Source organism: Allobosea minatitlanensis (assembly GCF_964020775.1).
On the sequence record NZ_OZ224509.1, the window covers coordinates 1,410,065 to 1,435,991 of the forward strand.

The window sequence follows — 25,927 nt, forward strand, 5'->3', positions numbered from 1 at the left end:
CCGGCGCGCTGAAGCGCGCCATACCGGCCTGTGCGCTCGCGCGCCTCGCCTTCACCGATCGCTCTCCCGCTGCCTTTCCCGGTCGCCATGACATCCCTGCCCCTGACCATCCGCCACGAGCTGCCCGTGGACAACGCCGCGATCGAGCGGCTGCATGAACGCGCCTTCGGCCCCGGCCGCTTCGCGCGCACCGCCTTCCGCCTGCGCGAGGGCGTGCCGCCCGACCCGCAGCTTTCCTTCGCCGCGCATGTCGGCACCTTCCTGGTCGGCTCGGTCAAGGTGACGCCGGTCGGCGCCGGCGGCCATCCGGCGCTGATGCTGGGGCCGCTGACGGTCGACCCCGCCTTCGAGGGCCGGGGCATCGGGGCTGCGCTGATGAACCGCTCGATCGAGGCGGCGCGCGCGGCGGGGCACGACCTGATCATGCTGGTGGGGGACGCGCCCTATTACGCCCGCTTCGGCTTCAAGGTGGTCCCGCCGGGGCAGCTCGTCCTGCCCGGCCCGGCCGATCCGGCGCGCTTCCTGGCGCTCGAGCTGGTCGCGGGGGTGCTGGCGCAGCGTCGCGGCGAGGTAACCTCGGCGCGCGCGGGCTGAAGAGCTCCACCGCCCTTCACGAGTCCCGCCTGAAACGCCGGCCGCTTTCGCCGAGCCAGCCGGCGACGAGGGCGCCGAACAGCACCGCGAGCCCGATCAGCCCGACGAAGAGCGGCGAGATCTGCACGCCGCGCACGACGCCGGAATCGCTGATCCTCAAGCCGATCCAGTCGGCGCCGGCGAACTGGCTGCCGGAGCGCACCGGCACGATGCGCGGAATAGCGACGCCGGAATCACCCTCATGGCCGATGCGGCGCGAGGAGCCGCCGGTCGATTGCGCCAGCGCCTGCAGGGCGCTGGGGTCGCTGACCACGTCCATCAGTTCGCGCGGATTCTCCGGCCCGACGCTGGCGAAGGCGGTGAGGTTGTCGGCCGTGAGGCGGTAGAGGCCCTGCTCGGTCGTCGGGATGCGGGCGGTGAAGAGGCCGGGCTGTCCGGCTTCGAGCGCGACCTGCCGGGATTCGCCATTGGGGCCGGTGATGGTGACGGGGGCGGGGTTGTCGCCCAGCGTCTGGCGTTCGACCTCGATCGTGCCGTTGCGGGCGGTGGCGCGCAGCGCCTCCTCCTCCAGCTCCGGCTCCTTCATCAGCCAGTGGCTGAGGCGCCGGAGCAGGTCGAGATAAGGCCCGCCATTGCGGAAGCCGCGAGCCCAGAGCCATTCATGGTCGGAGAGGAAGAGCGCGACGCGGCCCTTCTGCTCGCGCGAGAGCATCAGCAGGGGCTTGTCGCCGGGGCCGGTCATGACCGGCGCGGCGCCGGCCCGCGCCTGGGCGCCGACCATGCGCAGCCATTCGCCCCAGCGCGGCGGATCGACCTCCGAGCCCGGCAGGTCGCGGGTGACGGGATGGCGCTTGCCGAGGTCGCTGACGCGGGCCTTGTAGGCCTCGTCGATGACGCTCCCATCCGGCACCGCCGGCAGGATCTGGCCGAGCGGGGTGCGCGAGAGCGTCTGCGAGCCGGCATATTCGGGGCCGGCGGCGACGAGCAGGGCCCCGCCGGCGCGGACATAGCGGACGATATTGTCGAAATAGACCAGCGGCAGGATCGACTGGTTGGCGTAGCGGTCGAAGATGATCAGGTCGAATTCCTTGATCTTGACCTGGAACAGCTCGCGCGTCGGGAAGGCGATCAGCGACAATTCGTTGATCGGCGTGCCGTCCTGCTTCTCCGGCGGGCGCAGGATGGTGAAATGCACGAGGTCGACATTGGCGTCGGCCTTGAGCAGGTTGCGCCAGGTGCGCTCGCCCGGATGCGGCTCGCCCGAGACCAGCAGCACGCGCAGCTTGTCCCTGACGCCCTCGATGGTGATGACCGCGCGGTTGTTGGCGAGGGTCAGTTCCTTGTCGAGCGGGGAGGCCTCGATCTCGACGACGTTCGGGCCGCCGCGGTCGATCCGCACCGGCACCTGCACGACCTGCCCGGTCGCGACCTCGCGGCGGGCGACGATCTCGCCGTCGCGGCGGATGGTGAGGCCGGCGCGACCGGGGCCGTTCTTGTCGACGACGCGCAGCCGGATGATCTGGTCCTTGCCGACGATGCCGAAGCGCGGCGAATCGACCAGCACGATCCTGCGGTCGGTCTCGGCATTGCGCCCGGTGGTCAGGATGTGGAGCGGCGCCCGCAGGCCGAGCACTTCGGCATTGGGCGGTGCGTCATGGGCGAGGCCGTCGGTGATGGCGATGGCGCCGGCGACGCGCTCGGAGGGCACGTCGGCGAGGCTGTCGGTCAGCGCCTCGAACAGGCGCGTGCCGTCGCCGGTTCCCTGCGCGTCGCGGACCTCGGCGATGCGGGGCTCGATGCCGGGGATCCCGCGCAACTGCCGCTCGACCTCGGCCAGGGCGGCGTCGGTCTGGGCCGTGCGGTCGGCGAGGCGGTTCGAGGCCGAGCGGTCGACCACGACCGAGACGACGTCCTTCACCGGCTCGCGATCCTCGAAGACCAGCGAGGGGTCGGCGAGCGCGACCGTCAGGACGGCCAGCGCCAGCGCCCGCAGGATGGCGCTGCGGCCGGAGAGGACGATGGCCGCGCCGGCAGCGAGCGCCGCCAATACGGCGAGGCCGATCAGCAGCGGCAGCGGGACGAGCGGGGCGAAGGAGAGGCTCCACATCAGCGGGGCCCCCCGATTTGCGTGGATCCGGTCCCGTCATTCCGGGACAGGCCGTAGGCCTGGGCCCGGAACCCATGAACACGGAAGGCGATCATTGGCCGCGTCCATCGGCCTACGACCGTCTCGGCGAGGTCGTGTTCATGGGTTCCGGGCTCGACGCTTCGCGTCGCCCCGGAATGACGGCCAGGGTATGGCATCACCATCATTGCCCCAGCCTTTCGAGCAGGGCCGGGACATGGACCTGGTCGGCCTTGTAGTTGCCGGTCAGCGCATACATCACGAGGTTGATGCCGCCGCGCAGGGCGAGCTCGCGCTGGCGCGGATCGGAGCCGGAGAGCGGGACCAGGCCCTCGCCGCGCCGGTCGATCGCCCAGGCGGAGGCGAGGTCGTTCGAGGTGATGACGATGGGCGAGACGTTGTCGCCGGCCCGCGCCGGACGGCGGCCTTCATTGTCGGCGGGAGGCAGGGTCTCGACCCAGGTCGTGCCGGTATCGTAGCGGCCCACGAGCCCGTCGAGGATATAGAAGGTCTTGGTCAGGACGTGGTCGGCCGGCAGCGGCTCGAGCTCGGGGATGTCGAGCGTCTGCAGCATGCGCTTGAGCTGGTCGCCCTCCGGGGTGGTGCCGCCGCCCGGCCGGGCGCTCATCGCGTCGCGGGTGTCGAAGATCACGAGCCCGCCGCCCTTCATATAGGCTTCGAGCTTGCGCAGCGTCTCGGCCGCGGGAATCGGGCGCCCGGCGACGATCGGCCAGTACAGCACCGGGAAGAAGGCGAGCTCGTCGCGCTCAACATTGACGCCGATGGCGTCGCCCGGCTCCAGGGCGGTGCGGGCGCCGAGCACGCTGTTGAGGCCGGTCAGCCCCGCCTTCGACATGTCGTCGACGGCCTTGTCGCCGGTGACGACATAGGCGAGCCGGGTCATCGCGCCATTGGCGATGAGCTCGCGCGGGATGGGCGGGAGTTTGTCGGGCTGCGCGGCCGGCGGCGCCGGCTGGGCCTGCGCATGGTCGGGGACGAGGCCGCCGGCGAGGCCGAGCGCGAGCAGGATCGCGGCCGGCGAGGCGGCGCGGCGGGCGCGCCCGAACCCGAGACGCCCGCCGAGCCAGAGCGTCGCGAGCGTGTCGGCGATAAGCAGCAGCAAGGCGAGGACAAGCAGCAGCGGGCGGATGTCGCGCGCGATCGGCTCGTCGATCGGCAGGATCGGCGCGCCGAGCCCGGCGAGATCGAGCGCGGCGAGCCGGTCGCCGGGGCTGAGCGCGTTCACGGCGAGGGAGCCTTCGGTGGGGCCGTAGAGGCCGGGCGGATGCAGCAGGGTCGCGCGGCCGGTGAAATTGCGGGGGACGGGCTGGCTCGTCGCCGGCGGGCTGCGGAACTGGCCGAGCCCGTCGAGCACGCGGGTCGGCGACAGCGTCTCGACCCTGACCTCGTCGCCTTGCGTCTCGGGAGCGGTGCCGGTGGCGGCGAGGTTGACGACCTTGCGCAGCATCTCGACGAAAAGGCCGGAGAGCGGCAGGTTCGACCAGGTGGTGTCGGCGGTGACGTGGAACATGGCGATCAGCCCGTCGCCGCGGCGCTCGCCGGTGACGACCGGCGTGCCGTCCTCCAGCGCCGCCCAGGTTTTTCGCGACAGGTTCGGCTCGGGCTCGGCCAGGATCTGGCGGTTGACGCGGACATCGTCGCCAATGCTCAGGCCGAAGAAGGGGCTCTCGCGGGTGAAGGCGGCGAGCTTGCGCGGCGTGTCCCAGGAGAGGCCGCCGCCGAGCGTGCGTCCGCCGCGGCGCAGCTTGACGGGGGTGAGTTCGTCGGCGCTGGCGGCCAGCCGCGGCCCGGCGAAGCGCAGCAGCACGCCGCCGCGCTGGACGAAATCGGCGATCTTCGCCGCCGTCTCGCGGTCGAGCGTGCCGATATCGGCCAGGATCAGCACGGAGAGGTTCTGCGCCAGCAATTCGCCGATCGGGTCGTTGGATCCCTGGCGCGGCTCGCGGATCTCGGCGAAGGGCTGGAGCGCGCGCGAGACGTAATAGGTCGGCGAGAGCAGCGGCTGGGCGGTGTCGGCGGTGGTGCCCGAGACGACGCCGACGCGGCGGCGCTTGGCGCTCTCGTCGAGCAGGGCGACCGAGCCGGCGCTACGGGTGCCTGCGATCTCCAGCCGCGAGGCGGCGTTGCGCACCTCGATCGGCAAGGCGAGGCGCGCGGCCGTTTCCAGCGCCGAGCCCTCGAAAATGAAGGGCGCGTCGCCGAGCGGCAGACCCTTGAGGTCGAGCGCGCGGACCGTGCCGGTCGCCGGCGCGGCGGCGTTCGGGCGCAGCACCTTCACGGTGAGCGCGCCGGCCTGGTTCTCGGGCGCGGCCAAGGCGAGCTGGGTCGCCGGGCCGGCATGGATGGCGAGACGCCGCTCGCCGGCGATCTGCTTCAGCCGGGAAAGGAACGGGCTTTCGTCGCCGATGGCGAGCCCGTCCGAGACCCAGACGATCTCGGCCTGTGGCGAGGCGCGCAGGAAGCCGTCGATCCGCGCCAGATGGGCGGCGCGGTCCGGCGCATGCGGCTCGAGCGTCAGCGCCCGCAGCCGCTCGAGCGCGGTGCGCGGGTCGAGCAGCGCGATCTCGGCCGGGTTCTCGGCCAGCCCGACCACGGCGACGGTCCGGCCTTCGCGCGTTGCGGCGGCGATGCGGGATTCGGCGACGGCGATGCGGTCGGCCCAGTCGGTGGCGGCGCCGAAGCCGTTGTCGACGAGGAGCAGCACCGGGCCGCGCGCCGGTCCGGCGTCGCGCGGCGGATTCCAGACGGGGCCGGCCACGGCGAGGATGGCGAGCGCCGCAACGGCCATGCGGATGGCGAGAAGCCACCAGGGCGTATGGGCCGGCGTCTCCCGCTTGGGGATCAGGTCGGCCATGATCTTCAGCGGCGGGAAGTCGATCCGGCGCGGGCGCGGCGGCGTCACCCGCAGCAGCAGCCACAGCGCCGGCAGCAGAGCCAGCGCGGCCAGCGCCAGCGGGGCGGAGAAGGTGAGGGGCAGGGCGCCGAACATTCCGTGCCCTCCCTAAAAACCCGAAGCGCCGCGCGAGGCGGCGACGAGGCTGGCGATCCGCAGCACGGCCTCGCTCGCCGGCCGGTCGGTGCGGTGGAGGGTCAGGGTCCAGCCGGCCTTGCGGCAGGCTTCCCGGATCGCCTCGCGATGGGCGGCGAGGCGCTGGCGGTATTCCTCGCCCCAGGACAGGGCATCGCCGACGCGCAGCGTCAGCCCGTCCTCCAGGTCGAAAAGCTCGGCCTGGCCGGTGAAGGGGAAGGTCTCCTCGATCGGGTCGGCGATGAGCAGGACATGGCCGCGCGCGCCGCTCGACGACATCGCGGCGATGCGCCTCGCCAGCGAGTCGGAAGGCGAGAGTCCGTCGCTGACGATGATCGCATCGGCGAGGCGCGGCAGGGCCGCGGCCGGGGGCAGGTCGTCCTCGGCGCCCTTGCGGTCGGCGACGATGGCCTGCGCCAGCAATTCGACGATGTTGCGCGAGGCAAGGGGGCGGGTGAGCCCGAGATGGCCGACGCGCTCGCCGCCCTCGACGAGCGTTTCGGCCAGCGCGAAGCCGGCGACCAAAGCGCGGTCGATCTTGGAGGCCTGGGCCAGCGAGGAGGCGAAGCCCATCGAGGCGGAGCGGTCGATCCAGAGCCAGACGGTATGCGAGGCCTCCCATTCGCGCTCGCGCACGAAGAGATGGCCGTCGCGGGCGGAGCGGCGCCAGTCGATGCGCGCGGCGGATTCGCCGGCGACCAGCGGCCGGTACTGCCAGAAGGTCTCGCCCGGCCCGGCCCGCCTGCGGCCATGGATGCCGTGGACGCTGGCCGAGACGCGGCGCGCCTCGAGGATGAGGCGGGGCAGGCGCGCCGCGAGGTCGAGCGAAGCGGTGAGGACGGGCCTCGCCGGCTGCCGCTCGGTCCGGCTCAGGACGCGCGTGCGCAACATCGGCCTATCCCAGCCGCTCGACCAGCCGGCCGATCACGCCCTCGACGGTCTCGCCGTCGGCGCGGGCGGCGAAGGTCAGCGCGATGCGGTGCTTGAGGACGGGGGCGGCGAGCGCGGCGACGTCGTCGACAGAGGGGGCGAGGCGCCCCTCGACCAGCGCGCGGGCGCGGGCGGCGAGCGTCAGCGACTGGCTGGCGCGCGGGCCGGGGCCCCAGGCGAGCTTGTCGGTGAGCGCGGCATCGCCCTCGCCGGGCCGGGCGGAGCGGACCAGGTCGAGGATGGCGTCGATCACCGCATCGCCGACCGGCAGGCGGCGCACGAGGCGCTGGATCGACATCAGCGTCTCGGCCGTCATCGCCTGCGCGACCTTGTGCTCGGCGGCGCCGGTGGTCTCCAGCAGGATGCGCCGTTCGGCGTCGCGGTCGGGATAGTCGATGTCGATCTCGAGCAGGAAGCGGTCGAGCTGGGCTTCCGGCAGCGGATAGGTGCCCTCCTGCTCGATCGGGTTCTGGGTCGCCAGCACATGGAAGGGGGCGGGCAGGTCGTAGCGCTCGCCGGCGATGGTGACATGGTGCTCCTGCATCGCCTGCAGCAGCGCCGACTGGGTGCGGGGGCTGGCGCGGTTGATCTCGTCCGCCATCAGGAGCTGGGCGAAGACCGGACCCTTGATGAAGCGGAAATGGCGCTTGCCGTCGCTCGATTCGTCGAGGACCTCCGAGCCGAGGATGTCGGAGGGCATCAGGTCCGGCGTGAACTGGACGCGCCGCGCCGCGAGGCCGAGCACGGTGCCCATCGCCTCGACCAGCTTGGTCTTGGCGAGGCCGGGAACGCCGACGAGCAGGCCGTGGCCGCCGGCCAGAAGCGTGATCAGCGAGAGGTCGACCACCTTCTGCTGGCCGAAGATGACCTGGCCGATCTCCCGGCGGGCCGCGCCGATGGCGCCGAGCGCGGCCTCGGCCGCCTCGACGACGCCGCCGTCGAGGTCGATCGGCGGGTTGCTCTCACTTGCGCGGGCTTGCGCGGCCATGTCGATCTCCTTCACCCTTGTCCAGGGCAGCTTCGGCGCCCTCGCTTGGCGCGGGCCCGCGCCGGTGCATAGCAGAACGCGAACCGGCCGCCATGTTCCACCGCCGAATGTGGCCGGGCGGTCTGGCGGGCTCAAGCGCCGATTGCGGCGGTACACATAAACTCGGCTTCACGATTATGTGGAGTTCAAGGCAGAAACGCGATGAAACCGATATGCCGCAGCCGAAAGGATTCGATTCAGCGATGACCGCGCCGGGCAATGCGATGGAACGGCTGATGGCGGCGCTCGGCGGCGGCGGGCCGGGCAAGGCACGCGGCCTGCCGCCGGTGGAGCGCTGGGACCCGCCCTTCTGCGGCGAGCTCGACATCCGCATCGCCGCCGACGGGACCTGGTTCTATCTCGGCACGCCGATCGGGCGGCCGGCGCTGGTCAGGCTGTTCTCCTCGGTGCTGAAGCGCGAGGGCGACGCCTATTTCCTCGTGACCCCGGTGGAGAAGGTCCTCATCCGGGTCGAGGACGCGCCCTTCCAGGCGGTCGAGATGCAGGTCGACGGCGCCGGCGACGGCCGCAGCATCGCCTTCCGGACGCAGGTCGACGATCTGCTCTGCGTCGGGCCGGGGCATGCCCTGCGCTTCGAGCGGGCTGCCAAGGACGGTCTGAAACCCTATGTGCATGTCCGCCGCGGGCTCTGGGCCCGGCTGACGCGCGCCCTGACCTACGACCTGCTGGCGCTGGGCGAGGTGCGCGACGTCGGAGGCCGGGCGATGTTCGGCATCGCGGCCGCGGGGCAGTTCCATCCGGCCTTGCCGGCAGATGAGATCGAGGGCCTGGAGAATCCATGACGTCCGGCAAGGCCCTCCATCTCAGCGCCGAAGCCTTCGCGGCGCTGGCGCGGCAAAGGCTGCGCCCCGAGCCGCCGCAGCTCGGCGACGTGATCGCGCGGCCGCGCGGCGACCATGAGAATCAGCCGCAGCCGGTGCCGGTTCCCGACGAGAAGCGCGCCATTCCCGCCGCGGTGCTGATCGGCATCGTGCCGCGGCTGGAGGGGCCGACCGTCCTGCTCACCCAGCGGGCGGCGAGCCTGCGCAACCATTCGGCGCAGGTCGCCTTTCCGGGCGGGCGGGTCGACGCGGTCGACGGCTCGCCGGTGGTGACGGCGCTGCGCGAGACCGAGGAGGAGATCGGGCTCGCCCGCGAGCGCATCCGCACCCTCGGCTTCCTCGACGCCTATCTCACCGGCACCGGCTACCGCATCGTGCCGGTGGTGGCGCTGGTCGAGCCGCCCTTCTCGCTCAATCTCAACCGTCACGAGGTCGACGAGGCCTTCGAGACCCCGCTCTCCTTCCTGCTCGACCCGGCCAATCACCGGCGCGAGGGGCGCGAATGGAAGGGGCATTTCCGCACCTACTATGCGATGCCCTTCGAGGGTCGCTATATCTGGGGCGCGACGGCCGGCATGATCCGCAATCTCTACGAGCGGCTGGCGGATTGAAGATCAATGGAGGCGCCCGGCGCGCGCCTTGGGGAAACGGACAAGGGCATGTTGCGCGCGATCATCGAAGAGGTCCTGCTCTTCGTCCTGCCCTTCTGCCTGTTCGCGGGCTATCTCGTCATCAAGCGGCGCAATCCTTTCGATGTCGAGCACTGGAGCCGCCACGCCTTCCGGCTGGCCGTGGCCGGGCTGGCGCTGGTCATCGGCATCCTCGCCGTCGAGGGCTTCATGACCAAGCGCAATCGGGGCGCCTACGAGCCGCCCCATATGGAGAACGGCGTGCTGGTTCCCGGTCGCTTCCGATGAACGAAGCGGCCCGGGCGCGGATAGCGGCCTTTCTCGCCCAGCCGGCCCTGGCGCGTCTGCTCGCCGCGCTGAACGGCGGGGGCGAGGCGACGCGCGTCGTCGGCGGCGCCGTCCGCAACCTCCTGCTCGGCGAGGCGGCGAGCGACATCGACCTCGCCACCACCGCCCTGCCGCAGGAGACGATCCGGCGCGGACGGGCGGCGGGCTTCAAGGCGGTTCCGACCGGCATCGACCACGGCACGGTGACGCTCGTGGCCGGGGGGACGAGCTTCGAGGTGACGACGCTCAGGCAGGATGTCGAGACCGACGGCCGCCGGGCCCGGGTGGTGTTCGGCCGCGACTTCGCCGCCGACGCGACGCGGCGCGACTTCACGATCAACGCGCTCGGGCTCGACCCGGAGGGCGCCGTCCACGACTATTGCGGCGGGCTCGCCGATCTCGCGGCGCGGCGCGTGCGCTTCATCGGCGATGCGGCGAGCCGGATCCGCGAGGATTATCTGCGCATCCTGCGCTTCTTCCGCTTCCATGCCCGCTACGGCGCGGGCGCGCCGGATGCCGAAGGGCTGGCCGCCTGCATCGCCGGTCGCGGCGGGCTTCCCGGGCTGTCGCGCGAGCGGGTGCGGGCGGAGGTGATGAAGCTCCTGATCGCTCCGGGCGCCGCCGCGACCCTGCAGGCCATGGCCGGGGCGGGGTTGCTCGTCCCGGTGATCGGAGGCGTGCCGCATCTCTCGCGTTTCGCTGCGGTGGCGCGGGACAGCGGCGAAAACGTCTATCCGGCGTTCAGGCTGGCGGCGCTGGCCGTGGCCGTGCGGGAGGATGCGCTCAGGCTGCGCGAGCGGCTCAGGCTCTCGAACGAGGAGTTCGACCGTATCGAGCGGATCGCGCGGGCGATGGAAAGGCTGCGCGGGCGGGCGGGGCTGCCCGCCATCGCCACGCTGCGCCATGTCGCCCATGAGGCGGGAAGCGATGCGGCGGCAGCCGCGCTCGTCCTGCAGACCGTATCGGCAGAAGGCAAGGGCCGGGGCGTCGTGCAGGAGCTTATCGGCGAGCTGGTTCTGACACCGGCTTTCCTGCCGACCGGCAAGGACGTCATCAGGCTGGGTATCTCGCCCGGGCCGCGTGTCAGGCAGGCGCTGGAAGCGGCGCGGCGGGGCTGGATCGAGGCCGGTTGCCCGGCCGGGGCGGACGAGCAGATGGCGTTCGTCAGGGCGGCTGTGGCGGCAGCCCCCTGAATTCCGATCGGATGGCGAAGGGCCTCACGGCCACCGCACCGTCGGCGGCATCGAGGACAGGATCGAATCGACGTTGCCGCCGGTCTTCAGCCCGAAGATCGTGCCGCGGTCGTAGAGCAGGTTGAACTCGACATAGCGGCCGCGGCGGACCTGCTGCTCCTCGCGCTGCGCCGCGCTCCAGGGCTTGCCGATATTGCGGCACAGGATGTTGGGATAGATGTCGAGGAAGGCCTCGCCGACGGCGCGGGTGAAGGCGAAATCCGCTTCGGCGTCCCCGCTCCAGAGATAATCGTAGAAGATGCCGCCGATGCCGCGCGGCTCGTTGCGGTGCTTCAGGAAGAAGTACTCGTCGCACCATTCCTTCAGGTCCCGGTAATCGGCGACGGCGGGGAAGCGCTCGCAGGGCCGGCGCATCGCCGCGTGGAAGTCGCGCGCATCCGGGTCCTCCTGGATGCGGCGGGCATCGAGCACCGGCGTCAGGTCGGCGCCGCCGCCGAACCAGGGCCGCGTCGTCACCACGAAGCGCGTGTTCATGTGGACGGTGGGGGCGTTCGGATTCCAGGGATGGGCGATCAGCGAGATGCCCGTGGCATGGAAGCGCGGGTCCTGCGCGGCGCCGGGGATCTGCGCCGCGAAATCGGGGTGGAAGCTGCCATGGACGGTCGAGACATGGACGCCGACCTTCTCGAAGACCCGGCCCTTCATGATCGACATCACGCCGCCGCCGCCGGGCGCCCCGTCATGGTTGGCGCGCTGCCAGGGCGTGCGGACGAAGCGGCCCGGCTCGGCGCCGGCCTCGGGCGCGAAGGGGCCGGCGGCCTCCTCCTCGACCTGCTCGAAGGCGGCGCAGATCCGGTCGCGCAGGCTTTCGAACCAGGCGGCCGCGCGCGGCTTCAGCGCGGCGACGACGGCCGGATCGACGGGGGCGGTGAGTTCAGCGGGGCGGCGTGTGCTCATGGTCTGTCCGGTCGGCTTCCCGGCGGCCGGGAAAGCCGCCTGTCTGTCGCAATGCCTCGCCCATTACCATCGCCGCGGCGAGCGCCACATTGATCGAGCGCAAACCGGGCCGCATGGGAATGTGCAGGCTCGCCTCGGCCGCCGCCCGCACCTGCGGCGTGACGCCGGCGGATTCGCGCCCGACCAGCACGATATCGCCGGGCCGGAAGGCGAAGTCGGGCAGGGCGACGGCGCCGTCCGTCTCGGCCAGCACCAGCCGGCGCCCCGCGGCGCGGCGCCAGTCCTCGAAGGCGGCGAAGGAATCATGGCGCGTCACCGCGGCGCGCTCGAGATAATCCATGCCCGAACGGCGGAAATGCCGGTCCGAGACGTCGAAGGCGGCGGGCTCGACGATGTCCACCGCGATGCCGAGGCAGGCCGCCATGCGGATCATCGTGCCGGCGTTCTGCGGGATGTCCGGCTGGAACAGGGCGAGGCGCGGTGCAGGGCGAGGGGAAAGAGGCGTCATCCGGCTGCTGTCATGCGGTGGCGGGCGGACATGCGTCAAGCGCGCTGGCCGCGCGCGCGAATCGCCCCCATATCGCGGTCTCAATTCCGTCGTGATCCCGACCCAGAGGAGGGCGGCCCATGTTCGCACCGCTGTTCCGCTGGCTCGAGAGCCGCATCGACGTCTTCGCTCCCTTCGACGAGCGGGAGACGCCGCCACGCGGCGTCTGGCCCTTCATGTGGCACCACATCAAGGGCGTGAAGGGCTGGATGGCCCTGATCATGCTCACCGGCCTCGGCTTCAGCGGCATCGAGGCGGCGATGTATCTGATGGTCGGCTGGTTCGTCGACCTGCTCTCGACCCAGTCGCCGGAGACGATCTTCCGCGACCATGGCTGGCTGCTGGCGGGCGCCGCCTTCCTGCTCGTCGTGGTCAGGCCGCTGGTCTATTTCGCCAACCACGCCATCGTCGACCAGGTGGTGGTGCCGCAGATCACCAACCAGATCCGCTGGCGCAACCATGTCTACACGCTCGGCCACGCGCTCTCCTATTTCCAGAACGACTTCGCCGGGCGGCTTTCGGCCCGCGTCATCCAGGCCGGGCAGTCGATCCGCGGCGCCACCATCGAGGTGATCGACGACCTCTGGTACGCGCTGGTCTTCGCCTCGGTGGCGATCGGCTTCTTCGGCAAGACCAGCCTGTGGCTGGCGCTGCCGGTGGTCGGCTGGCTCTCGGCCTATGTCGCCCTGCTGATCTATTTCGTGCCGCGCGCCAAGCAGCGCTCGGAGGCGAACTCGCTCGGCCGCTCGAGCACGACCGGGCGGATCGTCGATTCCTACACCAACATCCTGACCGTGAAGCTGTTCGCGCGCGGCGACGCCGAGCGCTCGGCGGTGCGGGAATCGCTGGGCTGGTGGAACGACTCGTTCCTGAACCTGTCGCGATTGATCACCGGCGTCAGCGTCATCCTGCAGACGATGAACAGCCTGCTCGTGGTCGCGACCGCCTGGCTCGCGCTCTGGCTGTGGAGCCAGGGCGAGATGACGCCCGGCGCCGTCGCCGCCGCGATCGGCCTCGTGCTTCGGCTGGTGCAGATGTCGGGCTGGCTGATCCATCTCGTGCGCGGCATCTTCGAGAATATCGGCTCGGTGCAGGAGAGCATGGAGACGATCGCCAAGCCGCACGACCTGCCGGACGCGCCCGGCGCCCGGCCGCTGGCGGTGCGCGAGGGGGCGATCCGCTTCGAGAAGATCCGCTTCAACTACGGCAAGGCGCAGGGGCTGTTCGAGGGGCTCGACCTCGCCATCGCGCCGGGCGAGCGGGTCGGGCTGGTCGGCCCCTCCGGCGCGGGCAAGTCGACGCTGGTGAACCTGCTGCTGCGGCTCTATCCGCTGGAGGGCGGCCGCATCCTGATCGACGGGCAGGACATCGCCCAGGTCACGCAGGATTCGCTCCGGGCGCAGATCGGCATGGTGACGCAGGACAATTCGCTGCTGCACCGCTCGATCGGCGACAACATCGCCTATGGCCGCATCGGCGCGAGCGAGGCCGAGATCGCGGAAGCCGCGCGGCAGGCGGCGGCGCACGACTTCATCCTCGGCCTCGGCGACCAGGACGGGCGCCAGGGCTTCGATTCGCGCGTCGGCGAGCGCGGGGTGAAGCTTTCGGGCGGCCAGCGCCAGCGCATCGCCATCGCCCGCGTGCTGCTGAAGGACGCGCCGATCCTGATCCTCGACGAGGCGACCTCGGCGCTCGATTCGGAGGCCGAGGCGGCGATCCAGCAGCAGCTCGCCGCGCTGATGCAGGGCAAGACGGTGATCGCCATCGCGCACCGGCTGTCGACCATCGCGGAAATGGACCGGCTGATCGTGCTCGACAAGGGCCGGATCGCCGATATCGGCAGCCATGAGGAGCTGATCGCGCGGGGCGGGCTCTATGCCCGGCTCTGGGCGCGGCAGTCGGGCGGATTCCTCGCCGCCTCCGATCCGGAAAAGCTCGCGGTCTGAGCCTACGCCTGCCGCCTGTGTGCCATGCATGGCCAAGGCGCTCGCGACAGTAGACTTCGTCCAATCTGCATGTCAAAGAGCCCAAGGCGACGCACCACCGCATTGCGGAGGCGGCGGCGCGCCCCTATGAGGGCGAGAAGCGATAAATGCGAGCTGTTCCAGCTCGCAAGACGTATGAGGGATTGGATCGTGGCGCACGCGACCGATACATCGACCGGAACCACCCGCCGCGATTTCATGCTGCTTGCGACCGGCGCCGCCGGGGCGGTCGCCGCCGGCTCCATCGTCGTCCCGCTGATCAGCCAGCTCGCGCCCGACGCGCAGACCGTCGCGGCCGGCGCGCCGATCGACGTGGACCTGGCGCCGGTGGCCGAGGGCCAGGCGATCAAGCTGTTCTGGCGCGGCAAGCTGATCTTCGTGCGCCACCGCACCAAGAAGGAGATCGACGAGGCCAAGGCCGTCGACATCGCGACGCTGCGCGACCCGCAGACCGACGAGCAGCGCACCAAGGCGGGCCACGAGCAGTATCTCATCGTCTACGGCAACTGCACCCATCTCGGCTGCGTGCCGCTCGGCAACGCGCCCGGCGACCCGAAGGGCGACTATGACGGCTGGTTCTGCCCCTGCCACGGCTCGCACTACGATTCCTCGGGGCGCATCCGCAAGGGCCCGGCGCCGCTCAACCTGCCGGTCCCGCCCTATGCCTTCACGGCGGACACCAAGATCAAGATCGGCTGAGCCTCGCGCCCGCCGCCCTTCTGCCAGATGAGACAGCCTTGAGGCATTCTTCATGAGTGGTCACAGTTCATACGTTCCGAAGACCGGTATCGAGCGCTGGCTCGACGCGCGCCTGCCGATCGTCCGGCTGGCTCATGATTCGGCGGTGTCCTATCCGGTCCCGCGCAACCTGAACTATCTCTGGACCTTCGGCGGCATCCTGGTGTTCATGCTGGTGGCGCAGATCGTCACCGGCATCATCCTGGTGATGCACTACACGCCGCATGCGACGATGGCCTTCAACTCCGTCGAGCACATCATGCGCGACGTGAACTATGGCTGGCTGCTGCGCTACCTGCACGCCAACGGCGCCTCGATGTTCTTCATCGCGGTCTATGTCCATATCTTCCGCGGTATCTATTACGGCTCGTACAAGGCGCCGCGCGAGGTGCTCTGGATCCTCGGCGTCGTGATCTTCCTGCTGATGATGGCGACGGCCTTCATGGGCTATGTGCTGCCCTGGGGCCAGATGTCCTTCTGGGGCGCGACCGTCATCACCAACCTGTTCTCGGCCCTGCCGGTGATCGGCGAGACGATCGTGACCTATCTGTGGGGCGGCTACTCGGTCGACAACCCGACGCTGAACCGCTTCTTCTCGCTGCACTACCTGCTGCCCTTCATGATCTTCGGCGTCGTCGTGCTGCACGTCTGGGCGCTGCACCATGTCGGCCAGAACAACCCGACCGGCGTCGAGGTGAAGAACGTCGAGAAGGACACGGTTCCGTTCACGCCCTACGCCACGATCAAGGACCTGTTCGGCATGGTCGTGTTCATGATCGTGTTCGGCTGGTTCGTGTTCTACCAGCCCAACTTCATGGGCCACGCCGACAACTACATCCCGGCGAACCCGGCCGCGACCCCGGCGCATATCGTCCCCGAATGGTACTTCCTGCCGTTCTACGCGATCCTGCGCGCCATCCCCGACAAGCTCGGCGGCGTCCTCGCCATGGGTTCGGCCATCGTCGTCCTCGCCTTCCTGCCCTGGATCGACACCTCCAAGGTCCGGTCGATGAACTACCGGCCGATCGCGCGCCAGCTCTTCTGGGCCTGGCTCGTCGTCTGCATCGGCCTCGGCTATCTCGGCGCGATGCCGGCGGAAGGCGGCTACGTCGTCGCCTCGCAGATCTTCACCGTGCTGTATTTCGGCTTCTTCGTCGCGCTGTTCGTCGTCGGCCTGTTCGAGCGGCCGAAGGCGCTGCCGACCTCGATCGCCGATTCCGTGCTGGCATCCGCCAAGGGCGGCTCGGCCGCGCGCCTCGCGACCGCCACCGCTGCCGAACCGAACGTCAAGGGCTGACGGAACCATGAGCAGAACCCCGTTTCGTCTGGCCCTGACGGGTCTCGCCGCCGGCCTGTCGCTGGCGATGTCCCAGCCGGCCGCCCGGGCCGCCGAGGGCGGCGTCAAGCCGCCGGCGCTGAACTGGAGCTTCTCCGGCCCGCTCGGAAAGTTCGACCGCGCGCAGCTCCAGCGCGGCTTCAAGGTCTTCAAGGAGGTCTGCTCGAGCTGCCACGGCGCCAGCCTGATCGCCTTCCGCAACCTCTCGGAGCCCGGCGGCCCCGAGTTCACGCCCGGCCAGGTCGCGGCGCTCGCCGCCACCTACCAGATCAAGGACGGCCCCAACGACCAGGGCGAGATGTTCGAGCGTCCCGGCCGCCCGGCCGACCGCTTCCCCTCGCCCTTCCCGAACGAGCAGGCGGCGCGCGCGGCCCAGGGCGGCGCCTATCCGCCGGACTTCTCGGTCCTGGCCAAGGCGCGCACCTATGTCCGCGGCTTTCCGGCCTTCGTCTTCGACATCTTCACGCAGTACCAGGAGCAGGGGCCGGACTACATCCATGCCCTGATGGTCGGCTACAAGGACCCGCCGGCCGGGTTCCCGGCGCTGCTGCCCGGGCAGAACTACAACGAGTACATGCCCGGCCATCTGATCGCGATGCCGAAGCCGCTCTCGGACGGCCAGGTCGAGTATCCGAAGGGGCCCGACGGCAAGGCGCAGGTGCCCGAGACGGTCGACCAGTATGCGCGCGACGTCGCCGCCTTCATGGTCTGGATGGCCGAGCCGCATCTGGAGCAGCGCAAGCGCATCGCGCTGTGGTTCATGCCGTTCCTGGTGATCCTCGCCTTCCTGCTCTACTTCAGCAAGAAGAAGATCTGGTCGCGGATGCCGGACGGCTCCCCGGCGCACTGACGCCGCAGTCTTTCCTTCCGGAAAAGGCCCCGCCTTGCGGGGCCTTTTTCTTTTCTGCGCCGGGAGGAGGGCGGCCCGGCGCCGGCCGTGTTGCGATCGTCATCGAAAGATGGTCCTTTCCGCGCCCGCAACGGATCGCCCCGCAGTCGCGCGAATGCGGGCATGGCGATCCTTGGACTCGTTATCGCATCGGCCCCTTCCGCGAGGCGGTTTTCCGCCTTTCGGCCCGATGCCTGAGGGAAGCGACCATGAGCGAAGCCGTTCTCGGAATCATCGGCGGATCGGGCATCTACGATCTTCCCGGACTGACCGACATCCGCGAGGAGCGGATCGCGAGCCCCTGGGGCGAGCCCTCCGACGCGCTGCGGATCGGCCGGATCGGCGCGACCCGGATCGTCTTCCTGCCGCGGCACGGGCGCGGCCACGCGCTCTCGCCCTCCGACATCAACTACCGCGCCAATATCGACGTGCTGAAGCGGGCGGGCGTGACCGATCTCGTCTCGCTCTCGGCCTGCGGCTCGTACAAGGCCGAGCTCTATCCGGGGCTGTTCGTGCTGGTCGACCAGTTCGTCGACCGGACGACCCGGCGCGAAAGCTCCTTCTTCGGCAAGGGCTGCGTCGCCCATGTCTCGGTCGCGCATCCGGTCGGGCCGAAGCTGCAGGAGCGCATCGCCGCGGCGGCCCAGGCCGAGGAGCTGCCCTTCGTGCGCGGCGGCACGCTGGTGACGATGGAAGGGCCGCAATTCTCGACCTATGCCGAATCGACCAGCTATCGCGGGCTCGGCTACGACCTGATCGGCATGACGGCGATGCCCGAGGCTAAGCTTGCCCGCGAGGCGGAGATCACCTACGCCACCGTCGCGATGGTGACCGATTACGATTGCTGGCACGAGCTCCACGGCGCGGTCGACGTCGCTTCGGTAGTCGCGGTGCTGCACGAGAACGCCGACAAGGCGCGCCGGCTGGTGGCGCGGCTCGCCGCCGATTTCCCGGCGGAACGCGAACCCTGCCCGGCAGGCTCCCACAACGCCCTCGACCATGCGCTGATCACCGCGCCGGCGTTCCGCGACCCGGCCCTGCTGGCCAAGCTCGACGCCGTCGCCGGGCGCGTTCTCGGGCGCGGCTGATGGCGGCGCCCTTGACGAAGCGGGTTCGCCGTCCGACCAAGGCGCTCGACCAAGCGCCCGGGATGCCCTCCATGAACCTCGCCGATACCATCCGCGCCATCCCGGACTATCCGCGGCCCGGCATCGTCTTCCGCGACATCACCACGCTGCTCGGCGATGCGCGCGCCTTCCGCCGCGCCGTGGACGAGCTGGTGCAGCCCTTCGCCGGGCTGAAGATCGCCAAGATCGCCGGCATCGAGGCGCGCGGCTTCATCCTCGGCGGGGCGGTGGCGCATCAGCTTTCCGCCGGCTTCATCCCCGTGCGCAAGAAGGGCAAGCTGCCGCGCGAGACGCTGCGGGTGACCTATGCGCTGGAATACGGCACGGACGAGATCGAGGTGCATCGCGACGCGGTGCAGCCGGGCGAGCGCGTCCTGCTGGTCGACGACCTGGTGGCGACCGGAGGCACGGCCGAAGGCGCGGTCAACCTGCTGACGGGGCTCGGCGCCGAGGTGGTCGCGGCCTGCTTCATCGTCGACCTGCCGGAACTCGGCGGCGCCGACAAGATCCGAAGGCTCGGCGTGCCGGTGCGCACGCTCGTCTCCTTCGCCGGGCACTGAGCCATGGGCGAAGGCTGCCGCCAGGACGAGAGCGGCGCCGCGGTCCGGGGGCGGCCACGCTGGTGAAGACGGAGAAAGACGGGCCATGAAGATCAACGGGCAGCATTACCGCACGATCTGGCTGGCGCAGGACGGCTGGCGGGTCGTCGTCATCGACCAGACGCGGCTGCCCTTCCGCTTCGAGACGGTGACGCTGGGCTCGGCCGAGCAGGCGGCGGATGCGATCCGCAACATGGTGGTGCGCGGCGCCCCGCTGATCGGCGCGACGGCCGCCTATGGCGTGGCGCTGGCGATGCGGGCGGACGCGGCCGATCCCGCGCTCGAGGCGGCGCTGGCGCTGCTCGCCGCGACGCGCCCGACCGCGGTCAACCTGCGCTGGGCGCTGGAGCGGATGCGGCAGGCGCTCGCCCCGCTGCCCCCGCCGGACCGTGCGGCCGCAGCCTATGCCGAGGCGGCGGCGATCTGCGACGAGGATGTCGCGCTCTGCCGCGCCATCGGGGAGCACGGCCTGCCGCTGATCCGGGAGATCGCGGCGCGCAAGCCGGCCGGGCAGCCGGTGAACATCCTGACCCATTGCAATGCCGGCTGGATCGCCACGGTGGACTGGGGCACGGCGCTGGCGCCGATCTATCTGGCGCATGACGCCGGCCTTCCGGTCCATGTCTGGGTCGACGAGACGCGGCCGCGCAACCAGGGCGCGGCGCTGACGGCCTATGAGCTCGGCGCCCATGGCGTGCCGCATGCGGTGATCGTCGACAATGCCGGCGGCCATCTGATGCAGCGCGGCCAGGTCGACATGGTGATCGTCGGCACCGACCGCACCACGGCCCGCGGCGACGTCGCCAACAAGATCGGTACCTATCTCAAGGCGCTGGCGGCGCATGATAACGGGGTGCCCTTCTATGTCGCGTTGCCCTCGCCGACGATCGACTGGCGCCTCGCGGACGGTCTCGCCGACATTCCGATCGAGGAGCGGGCTGGCCGGGAGGTCTCGCATGTCGCCGGTCTGGCGGAGGATGGCGAGATCCGGACGGTGAGGGTCGCGGCGCCCGGCAGCGCGGTGGCGAATCCGGCCTTCGACGTCACGCCGGCGCGGCTGGTGACCGGATTGATCACGGAGCGGGGCGTCTGCGCCGCGAGTTCGGAAGGGCTGGCGGGACTGTTCCCCGATCTGGCGCAGGGGTGAGGGCATGAACGAACAGGAATTGCGCGCGGAGATCGTCGCCGTCGCGCAGGCGATCGACCGGGCCGGGTTCTGCCCGTCGAAATCCGGCAATGTCTCGGCGCGCTTCGCCGGCGGCCTGCTGATCACGCCCTCGGGCCTGCCCTATGCCCGGACCCGGCCGGAGGACCTGATCCATCTGTCGCTGGACGGCGCGGTTCTGTCGGGCGCGCGCAAGCCGTCCTCGGAATGGCCCTTTCATGTCGCGATCTACAGGGCGCGGCCGGAGGCGCAGGCGATCGTCCACACCCATTCGCCGCGGGCCACGGCGCTCTCCTGCACGCGCCGCGGCATCCCGGCCTTCCATTACATGATCGCGCTCTGCGGCGGGGCCGATGTGCGCTGCGCCGAATACGCCACCTTCGGCACGCCGGAGCTGGCCGAGAACGCGGTGAAGGCCCTGGAGGGGCGTAAGGCGGTGCTGCTCGCCAATCACGGCGTCATCGCGCTCGGCGGCTCGCTCGCCGGGGCACACCAGATCGTCGCGGAGGTCGAGAATCTCGCCGGGCAATATCTCGACATCCTCGCCGCGGGGCTCGAGCCGGCGATCCTCGACGGCGAGGAGATGGAGCGGGTGGCGGCGCGGTTCGCCGGCTACGGCAAGGTGGGGTAGAATCCGCTTCCCGTCCACGGAACCACGCCGTCCTTCCGGGCTGGACCCGGAAGCGACCGTGGAACGCGACGCCCTTCGCTGGATGCCGGACCGGCACCGTTCGCGCCGCTTGCCCGGAAGGACGGCCGGGTTCCGCGCAAGATCGGCCTGCTCCAGCAGGCGGGACGGCGCGTGAGATTCGCCGGTGCCGGCGCGGGCCGTGCAAATGCGCGGGCTCTCTTTAAGTCTTCCGCAAGGGCAAGACGGTGATAACCTGTCGTCGTCATCGCCGCTCCAGAGACTGCCGTGCCGCTGGACTACCACTCACTGCTGACGGCCTTCACCCTGTCCGGTTGCGGGCTGGCGGCGGCCTTCCTCGTCAGTTGGCTGGTCTCCAGGAAAGAACGCTTCCTGATGGCCTGGACGCTCGGCGTCTCGCTGATGGCGCTCGGCGTGCTGGTCTATGACGGCTATGTCAGGACGATGTCGCCGGTGCTGGGCGCCGCGGGATATGCCGTGCTGCTGGTCGGCCTCGCCTTCGTCTTCGGCGCGGGGCGGCAGTTCCGCACCCGCATCCTGCCCTGGCGCGGCATGGCCGCCATGGCGGCCGCCTCGTCCCTGGCCGTGGCGCTGCCGATGCTGGCCGGCTACAACGGCGTCGCGATCCTTCTCCTCAACCTGGCGGCGACGGTCATCCTGTTCGTCACGGCCTGGGATTACTGGCTCGGGCGGGCGGAGGCGCGGCTGGCGATCACGCTGCTGACCGGGCTCTACATCCTGACCGGGCTTTCCTTCGTGCCCTGCGCCGTGCTGCTGCTGCTCGACGGCCGCTGGGTGCTGTCCGCCATGCCGTCGAACTGGGCCGAGGACCTCAATCTCGCCGTCTGCCTGACCACGCTCGCCGGCATCGGCGCGCTGTCGCTGGCGCTCAACCAGGCGCGGCTGGCGCGCGGGCACAAGCGCGACGCGGAAACCGATGCGCTGACCGGCCTGCTCAACCGCCGCGCCCTGCTCGACCGGATTGCCGGCGAGGTCGAGGGGCCGGCCGCCCTGGTGATCTTCGACATCGACCACTTCAAGCGGATCAACGACGTGCATGGTCATCTCGCGGGCGACGAGGTGCTGCGGGCCTTTGGGGAGATCCTGGTCCTGTCGTCGCGCGCGCAGGTGCTGGCCGCGCGGCTCGGCGGCGAGGAGTTCGCGCTGCTGATTCCGGGCGCCTCGCTGGTCTCGGCCGCGATCCTGGCCGAGAATGTGAGGATGCGGCTGGGCAAGCGCTCCTTCAGCGGAAGCGCCGGACCCTTCCTCTGCACGGTCAGCGCCGGGGTGGCCCGCAGCGGGGAGGACGGGGTCGATTTCCACGCCCTGCTGCAGGAAGCCGACAAGGCGCTCTATGCGGCCAAGCGCAGCGGCCGGGACCGGGTCGCGGTGAGTTCGGACGAGGAGGCGTTCCTGGCCCAGATGCGCCCGCAGCCCGACGGCGCGCGCGGACCCGTCGACCTCATCCGGCTCAAGACCGGCTGAGCGCCGGCGCGAGGGGCCGTTCCGCCGTCAGGCGGGCTTCCGCTCGATGAAAACGCAGCCGTCGAAGCTGAAGACCTCTTCGCCGCGCTGATTCACGCCGGTGTTGCGGTGGAAGAACAGGCCCCATTGCGGGCGCGAGGCGCTTTCGCGCTTGTCGACCACTTCCGAGAAATAGCTGATGCGGTCGCCGGCGAGGACCGGGCGGGACCAGCGCAGGTTCCTGAAGCCCGGCGAGGGACCGAGACGCGCCGGGCGGCCGGTGGTGGCGGCGAGCTGGCGCCTGCGGTGCAGCACCATCGTCGCCATCCAGACGGACGCCGTATGCCAGCCCGAGGCTGCGAGGCCGCCGAACAGGCTGCCGCGCGCCGCCTCGACATCCATGTGGAAGGGCTGGGGATCGAAGCTGCGGGCGAAGGCGACGATCTCCGCGGGCGTGAAGACGAAGCTGCCGAGGGCGTGGCGGCTGCCGATCTCCAGCTCCTCGAAGAAGCGGGTCGGGACGGGCGTCTCGTCCGGCGCGATCAGCGGGCTCTCTTGGGCGGGGCGCTCGTAGCGGGGGCCGTGGGCGAGCCAGTCGCCCCTGGGCTGCGGCGCGATGCCGGAGCCCTTGCGGCCGAACATGATCCAGTTGGTCTGCTCCAGTACAGGCTCGTCGCGCTGGTTCAGCAGCTCGAAGCGGAAGCGCACCAGGCCCATCTCGGGGCGCGAGCGCGATTCCTTGGTTTCGAGCACCGTGCGGCGGGCGCTCAGCACGTCGCCGGGGAAGACCGGCTTCAGCCATTTCACCTCGTCGATGCCGGGCGCGCCCATCCCGGTCGAGTCGAGCAGGAAATCCTCGGCGATCAATCGCATCAGCAGCGAGCAGCTCTGCCAGCCGGAGCCGATCAGGCCGCCGACGAAGCTCGCCTTCGCCGCATCCGGGTCGACATGGAAATCCTGCGCGTCATAGCGCGAGGCGAAGGCGACGAGGTCCTCCTGCGAGACGGCGATGCTGCGTGTGCGGACGCTCGCGCCTGCGACGAAATCCTCGAAGTGCAGCATCGGCCGGCCTCCCGCCCGCGGGTCAGTTGGCGAAGCGGAAATGCAGGACGTCGCCGTCGGCGACGACGTAGTCCTTGCCCTCGAGCCGGAACTTGCCGGCCTCGCGCGCGCCGGCCTCGCCCTTATGCGCGACGTAGTCGTCGAAGGCGATGGTCTCGGCCCGGATATAGCCCTTCTCGAAATCGGTATGGATCACGCCGGCGGCCTGCGGCCCCTTGGTGCCCTTCTCGATCGTCCAGGCGCGGGCCTCCTTCGGGCCGACGGTGAAATAGGTGACGAGGTTGAGCAGCGCGTAGCCGGCGCGGATGACACGGTTGAGGCCCGGCTCCTCCAGCCCGACGGCCTCCAGATATTCGGTCTGCTCCTCGGGCGGCAGCACCGCGATCTCGCTCTCGATCTTGGCCGAGACCACGACGGCGACCGCGCCCTCCTCGGCGGCACGCCGCTTCACCAGCTCGGAGAAGGCGTTGCCCTGATCGGCGCTCGCCTCCTCGACATTGCAGACATAGAGCACCGGCTTGGAGGAGAGCAGCCCGAGCTGCTCGAAGGCGCGCTTCTGCTCGGCCGGGATCTCGGCGAGGCGGGCCGGCTTGCCGTCGCGCAGCAGCACGAGGCAACGGTTCATCAGCTCGACCGCCTCCTTGGCCTCCTTGTCGCCGGACTTGGCCTTCTTCTCCAGCGGGATCACCCGCTTCTCCAGGCTTTCGAGGTCGGCCAGCATCAATTCGGTCTCGATCGTCTCGATGTCGTCGACCGGCGAGACCTTGCCCTCGACATGGGTGATGTCGCCGTCCTCGAAGCAGCGCACGACATGGGCGATGGCGTCGCATTCGCGGATATTGGCGAGGAACTGGTTGCCCAGGCCCTCGCCGCGCGAGGCGCCGCGGACCAGGCCGGCGATGTCGACGAAGGTCAGCCGCGTCGGGATGATCTCCTTGGACCCGGCGATGGCGGCGAGCTTCTCCAGCCGCTCGTCGGGGACGGCGACGTCGCCGACATTCGGCTCGATGGTACAGAAGGGATAGTTCGCGGCCTGGGCCGCCGCCGTCTGCGTCAGCGCGTTGAAGAGGGTCGACTTGCCGACATTCGGCAGGCCGACGATACCGCATTTGAAGCCCATGATCGCCTGTTCCGTTGCCCTCGGCGGCCGGGCCGCTGCGGGGGCGTGAAGCTTTGAAAGTCGCGGCCTTATTGGGGGGCCTGCGCGATAAAGACAAGTGCCGGGCGCGGGATGGCCGCTGCGCCGCTCACGCGAACGTGCATGGCGGCGCGGCGGGAGCGGGTGCTGGATTGCGCGGTGCCACCCGTCCGCGCCGTTCGGAGCCTCCCATGCGACGGTTTCGCTTCCGCTGTTTCCGCTTCGCGCCCGCCCTGCAGATGCTTCTCTTGCCGCTGCTCGCCCTCGCCGGCGGCCTCGCCGCCGCGCAGACGGCCGGGACGCGGCTGCGCGGCACGGTCGAGCGCATCGACGGCACGGTGCTGGCGCTCAGGGCCGCGGATGGGCGGGAGGTCAAGGTCGCGCTCGCGCCCGGGTTCTCGGTCGGCGGCGTCGTCGCGGCCAAGGCGAGCGATATCGCCAAGGGGAGCTTCATCGGGGTCGGCGCCAGGCCGCAGCCGGACGGGACCCTGCTGGCCGTGCAGGTCGTGATCTTCCCGGAAGCGATGCGCGGGACCGGGGAGGGGCACCGGCCCTGGGGCGTGCTGCCCGACGCGACCATGACCAATGCGACGGTGGCCGAGACCGTCTCGCGCATCGACGGCGCCAATCTGGTGCTGAGCTATCCGGGCGGCGAGCAGAAGGTCGCGATCACCCCGGAGGCGACCATCCTGATGGCAGTGCCGGCCGCGGCGGAGGCGCTGAAGCCCGGCGCGCAGGTCGCGATGACGGCGAGCCGGCAGGCCGACGGCAGCTACGGCACCAGCCGCGTCACCGTCGCGATGCCCGGGGCGAAGCTGCCGCTGTAGCGCTCAGTCGGCCGCCTTCTCGCCGAGCCGCTTCACGGCGGCATGGCCGCGCGCATCCATGAAGAGATGCACCTTGTTCTGGAAGCCGGCATCGTCATGGACGGCGAGGAGGGGAGCGAAGTCGGCGCAGGCCGTGCACAGATCCTCGACCCAGGGCTGCTCGGCCTTGCCGAAATCGTTCAGCACATAGCCGTGCACCAGCTCCTTCAGCCCGGGATGGCCGATGCCCATCCGCACGCGGCGATAGTCGTTGCCGATGGCGGCGGTGGTGGAGCGCAGCCCGTTATGGCCGGCATTGCCGCCGCCGAGCTTCACCCGGAGCTTGGCCGGGGCGAGGTCGAGCTCGTCATGGAAGACGATCACATCGGCGGGGGCGATCTTGAAGAAGCGCGCGGCCTCGCCGATGGAGCGGCCGGATTCGTTCATATAGGTCTGCGGCTTGAGCAGGATGGCTTTCTCGCCGCCGATCGTCGCCTCGCAGGCCTCCGCCTGGAAGCGGGCGCGCCAGGGCGAGGCGCGGTGGATGCGGGCGATCTCGTCCACCGCCATGAAGCCGATATTGTGGCGGTTGCGGGCATAGCGCGCGCCCGGATTGCCGAGGCCGGCAAGGATCAGCATGACGGGACTCCGGCAGGCTCGGGGATCGGCGGCGGATCGGTCCGGAAAGCGGCTTTCCGTTCCGGGCCGGCGCCAAAGCAAGACGGCCGGGAGAGCCCGGCCGTCTCGTT

General features: G+C 70.5%; 24 protein-coding genes. 15 read left to right on the forward strand and 9 right to left on the reverse strand.

From position 1 onward, the window contains the following. The first annotated feature begins 87 nt into the window (after positions 1–87). Positions 88–594, forward strand: coding sequence for a GNAT family N-acetyltransferase (locus tag ACWH43_RS06925; protein ID WP_158446035.1), 507 nt, complete (start codon positions 88–90; stop codon positions 592–594). Positions 595–610: 16 nt separating this feature from the next. Here ACWH43_RS06925 and ACWH43_RS06930 read toward each other — a convergent pair whose 3' ends face one another. From ACWH43_RS06930 to ACWH43_RS06945, 4 genes are all read right to left on the reverse strand, one after another. Then, positions 611–2,701, reverse strand: coding sequence for a hypothetical protein (locus tag ACWH43_RS06930; protein ID WP_158446034.1), 2,091 nt, complete (start codon positions 2,699–2,701; stop codon positions 611–613). Between the two features lie 202 nt (positions 2,702–2,903). Beyond that, positions 2,904–5,729, reverse strand: coding sequence for a DUF4159 domain-containing protein (locus ACWH43_RS06935; RefSeq protein WP_158446033.1), 2,826 nt, complete (start codon positions 5,727–5,729; stop codon positions 2,904–2,906). 12 nt (positions 5,730–5,741) lie between these two features. Next, complete coding sequence (locus tag ACWH43_RS06940; RefSeq protein ID WP_158448078.1) at positions 5,742–6,659, reverse strand: DUF58 domain-containing protein; 918 nt, start codon at positions 6,657–6,659, stop codon at positions 5,742–5,744. A gap of 4 nt (positions 6,660–6,663) precedes the next feature. Further along, positions 6,664–7,686 carry an AAA family ATPase gene (locus ACWH43_RS06945; protein WP_158448077.1) on the reverse strand — a complete coding sequence of 341 codons (1,023 nt, stop codon included), beginning with the start codon at positions 7,684–7,686 and terminating at the stop codon, positions 6,664–6,666. Positions 7,687–7,928: 242 nt separating this feature from the next. Here ACWH43_RS06945 and ACWH43_RS06950 point away from each other — a divergent pair, with 242 nt between their 5' ends. From ACWH43_RS06950 to ACWH43_RS06965, 4 genes are read left to right on the forward strand one after another with little or no spacing between them, the layout of a single operon-like run. After that, entirely contained in the window at positions 7,929–8,528 is a 600-nt protein-coding gene (locus tag ACWH43_RS06950) for a DUF1285 domain-containing protein (RefSeq protein ID WP_158444974.1), read from the forward strand. Further along, positions 8,525–9,178 (forward strand): CoA pyrophosphatase, encoded by a 654-nt coding sequence (locus ACWH43_RS06955; RefSeq protein ID WP_158444973.1) that lies wholly within the window; start codon positions 8,525–8,527, stop codon positions 9,176–9,178. Before ACWH43_RS06950 ends, ACWH43_RS06955 begins: the two co-directional genes overlap by 4 nt. Positions 9,179–9,226: 48 nt before the next feature. Continuing rightward, positions 9,227–9,484: a DUF6111 family protein gene (locus ACWH43_RS06960; protein WP_158444972.1), complete on the forward strand. Its 258-nt coding sequence runs from the start codon at positions 9,227–9,229 to the stop codon at positions 9,482–9,484. Continuing rightward, positions 9,481–10,716: a CCA tRNA nucleotidyltransferase gene (locus ACWH43_RS06965; protein ID WP_158444971.1), complete on the forward strand. Its 1,236-nt coding sequence runs from the start codon at positions 9,481–9,483 to the stop codon at positions 10,714–10,716. The genes ACWH43_RS06960 and ACWH43_RS06965 overlap by 4 nt, the downstream gene beginning before the upstream one ends. A 24-nt stretch (positions 10,717–10,740) precedes the next feature. On the opposite strand, the gene hemF is transcribed toward ACWH43_RS06965, so the two are convergent. After that, on the reverse strand, positions 10,741–11,673 hold the full coding sequence (gene hemF / locus ACWH43_RS06970) for an oxygen-dependent coproporphyrinogen oxidase (RefSeq protein ID WP_158444970.1): 933 nt from the start codon (positions 11,671–11,673) through the stop codon (positions 10,741–10,743). Next, a complete protein-coding gene (locus ACWH43_RS06975; RefSeq protein ID WP_158444969.1) occupies positions 11,651–12,181 on the reverse strand; it encodes a tRNA (cytidine(34)-2'-O)-methyltransferase in 531 nt (176 codons plus the stop codon). Before ACWH43_RS06975 ends, hemF begins: the two co-directional genes overlap by 23 nt. A 119-nt stretch (positions 12,182–12,300) precedes the next feature. On the opposite strand from ACWH43_RS06975, the gene ACWH43_RS06980 reads away from it, so the two are divergent. The 9 genes from ACWH43_RS06980 (at position 12,301) to ACWH43_RS07020 (ending at position 22,193) form a co-directional block, all read left to right on the forward strand. Next, complete coding sequence (locus ACWH43_RS06980) at positions 12,301–14,166, forward strand: ABC transporter ATP-binding protein (protein ID WP_158444968.1); 1,866 nt, start codon at positions 12,301–12,303, stop codon at positions 14,164–14,166. Positions 14,167–14,340: 174 nt separating this feature from the next. After that, positions 14,341–14,904 carry a ubiquinol-cytochrome c reductase iron-sulfur subunit gene (gene petA, locus ACWH43_RS06985; RefSeq protein ID WP_158444967.1) on the forward strand — a complete coding sequence of 188 codons (564 nt, stop codon included), beginning with the start codon at positions 14,341–14,343 and terminating at the stop codon, positions 14,902–14,904. A gap of 52 nt (positions 14,905–14,956) precedes the next feature. After that, on the forward strand, positions 14,957–16,240 hold the full coding sequence (locus ACWH43_RS06990) for a cytochrome b (RefSeq protein WP_158444966.1): 1,284 nt from the start codon (positions 14,957–14,959) through the stop codon (positions 16,238–16,240). A gap of 7 nt (positions 16,241–16,247) precedes the next feature. Further along, the gene (locus tag ACWH43_RS06995; protein ID WP_158444965.1) at positions 16,248–17,129 is read left to right on the forward strand and encodes a cytochrome c1; all 882 of its coding nucleotides are present in this window, start codon (positions 16,248–16,250) and stop codon (positions 17,127–17,129) included. A gap of 248 nt (positions 17,130–17,377) precedes the next feature. Continuing rightward, entirely contained in the window at positions 17,378–18,256 is an 879-nt protein-coding gene (locus ACWH43_RS07000; RefSeq protein ID WP_158444964.1) for an S-methyl-5'-thioadenosine phosphorylase, read from the forward strand. 62 nt (positions 18,257–18,318) lie between these two features. Then, a complete protein-coding gene (locus tag ACWH43_RS07005) occupies positions 18,319–18,855 on the forward strand; it encodes an adenine phosphoribosyltransferase (RefSeq protein ID WP_260347859.1) in 537 nt (178 codons plus the stop codon). Positions 18,856–18,940: 85 nt separating this feature from the next. Continuing rightward, a complete protein-coding gene (gene mtnA / locus ACWH43_RS07010; RefSeq protein WP_158444962.1) occupies positions 18,941–20,041 on the forward strand; it encodes an S-methyl-5-thioribose-1-phosphate isomerase in 1,101 nt (366 codons plus the stop codon). A 4-nt stretch (positions 20,042–20,045) separates the two neighbouring features. Further along, positions 20,046–20,690: a class II aldolase/adducin family protein gene (locus tag ACWH43_RS07015; RefSeq protein WP_158444961.1), complete on the forward strand. Its 645-nt coding sequence runs from the start codon at positions 20,046–20,048 to the stop codon at positions 20,688–20,690. Positions 20,691–20,975: 285 nt separating this feature from the next. After that, positions 20,976–22,193 (forward strand): GGDEF domain-containing protein, encoded by a 1,218-nt coding sequence (locus tag ACWH43_RS07020; RefSeq protein ID WP_158444960.1) that lies wholly within the window; start codon positions 20,976–20,978, stop codon positions 22,191–22,193. A gap of 27 nt (positions 22,194–22,220) precedes the next feature. Here ACWH43_RS07020 and ACWH43_RS07025 read toward each other — a convergent pair whose 3' ends face one another. Together ACWH43_RS07025 and ychF are read right to left on the reverse strand one after the other, a co-directional pair. Next, positions 22,221–23,234 (reverse strand): MaoC family dehydratase, encoded by a 1,014-nt coding sequence (locus ACWH43_RS07025; RefSeq protein WP_158444959.1) that lies wholly within the window; start codon positions 23,232–23,234, stop codon positions 22,221–22,223. Between the two features lie 22 nt (positions 23,235–23,256). Further along, a complete protein-coding gene (gene ychF / locus ACWH43_RS07030; RefSeq protein ID WP_158444958.1) occupies positions 23,257–24,354 on the reverse strand; it encodes a redox-regulated ATPase YchF in 1,098 nt (365 codons plus the stop codon). Positions 24,355–24,563: 209 nt separating this feature from the next. Between ychF and ACWH43_RS07035 the strand changes: the two genes are divergently transcribed. Further along, positions 24,564–25,199: a hypothetical protein gene (locus tag ACWH43_RS07035; protein WP_158444957.1), complete on the forward strand. Its 636-nt coding sequence runs from the start codon at positions 24,564–24,566 to the stop codon at positions 25,197–25,199. A 3-nt stretch (positions 25,200–25,202) separates the two neighbouring features. Here ACWH43_RS07035 and pth read toward each other — a convergent pair whose 3' ends face one another. Then, entirely contained in the window at positions 25,203–25,817 is a 615-nt protein-coding gene (pth, locus tag ACWH43_RS07040; RefSeq protein ID WP_158444956.1) for an aminoacyl-tRNA hydrolase, read from the reverse strand. Between the last annotated feature and the right edge of the window lie 110 nt (positions 25,818–25,927).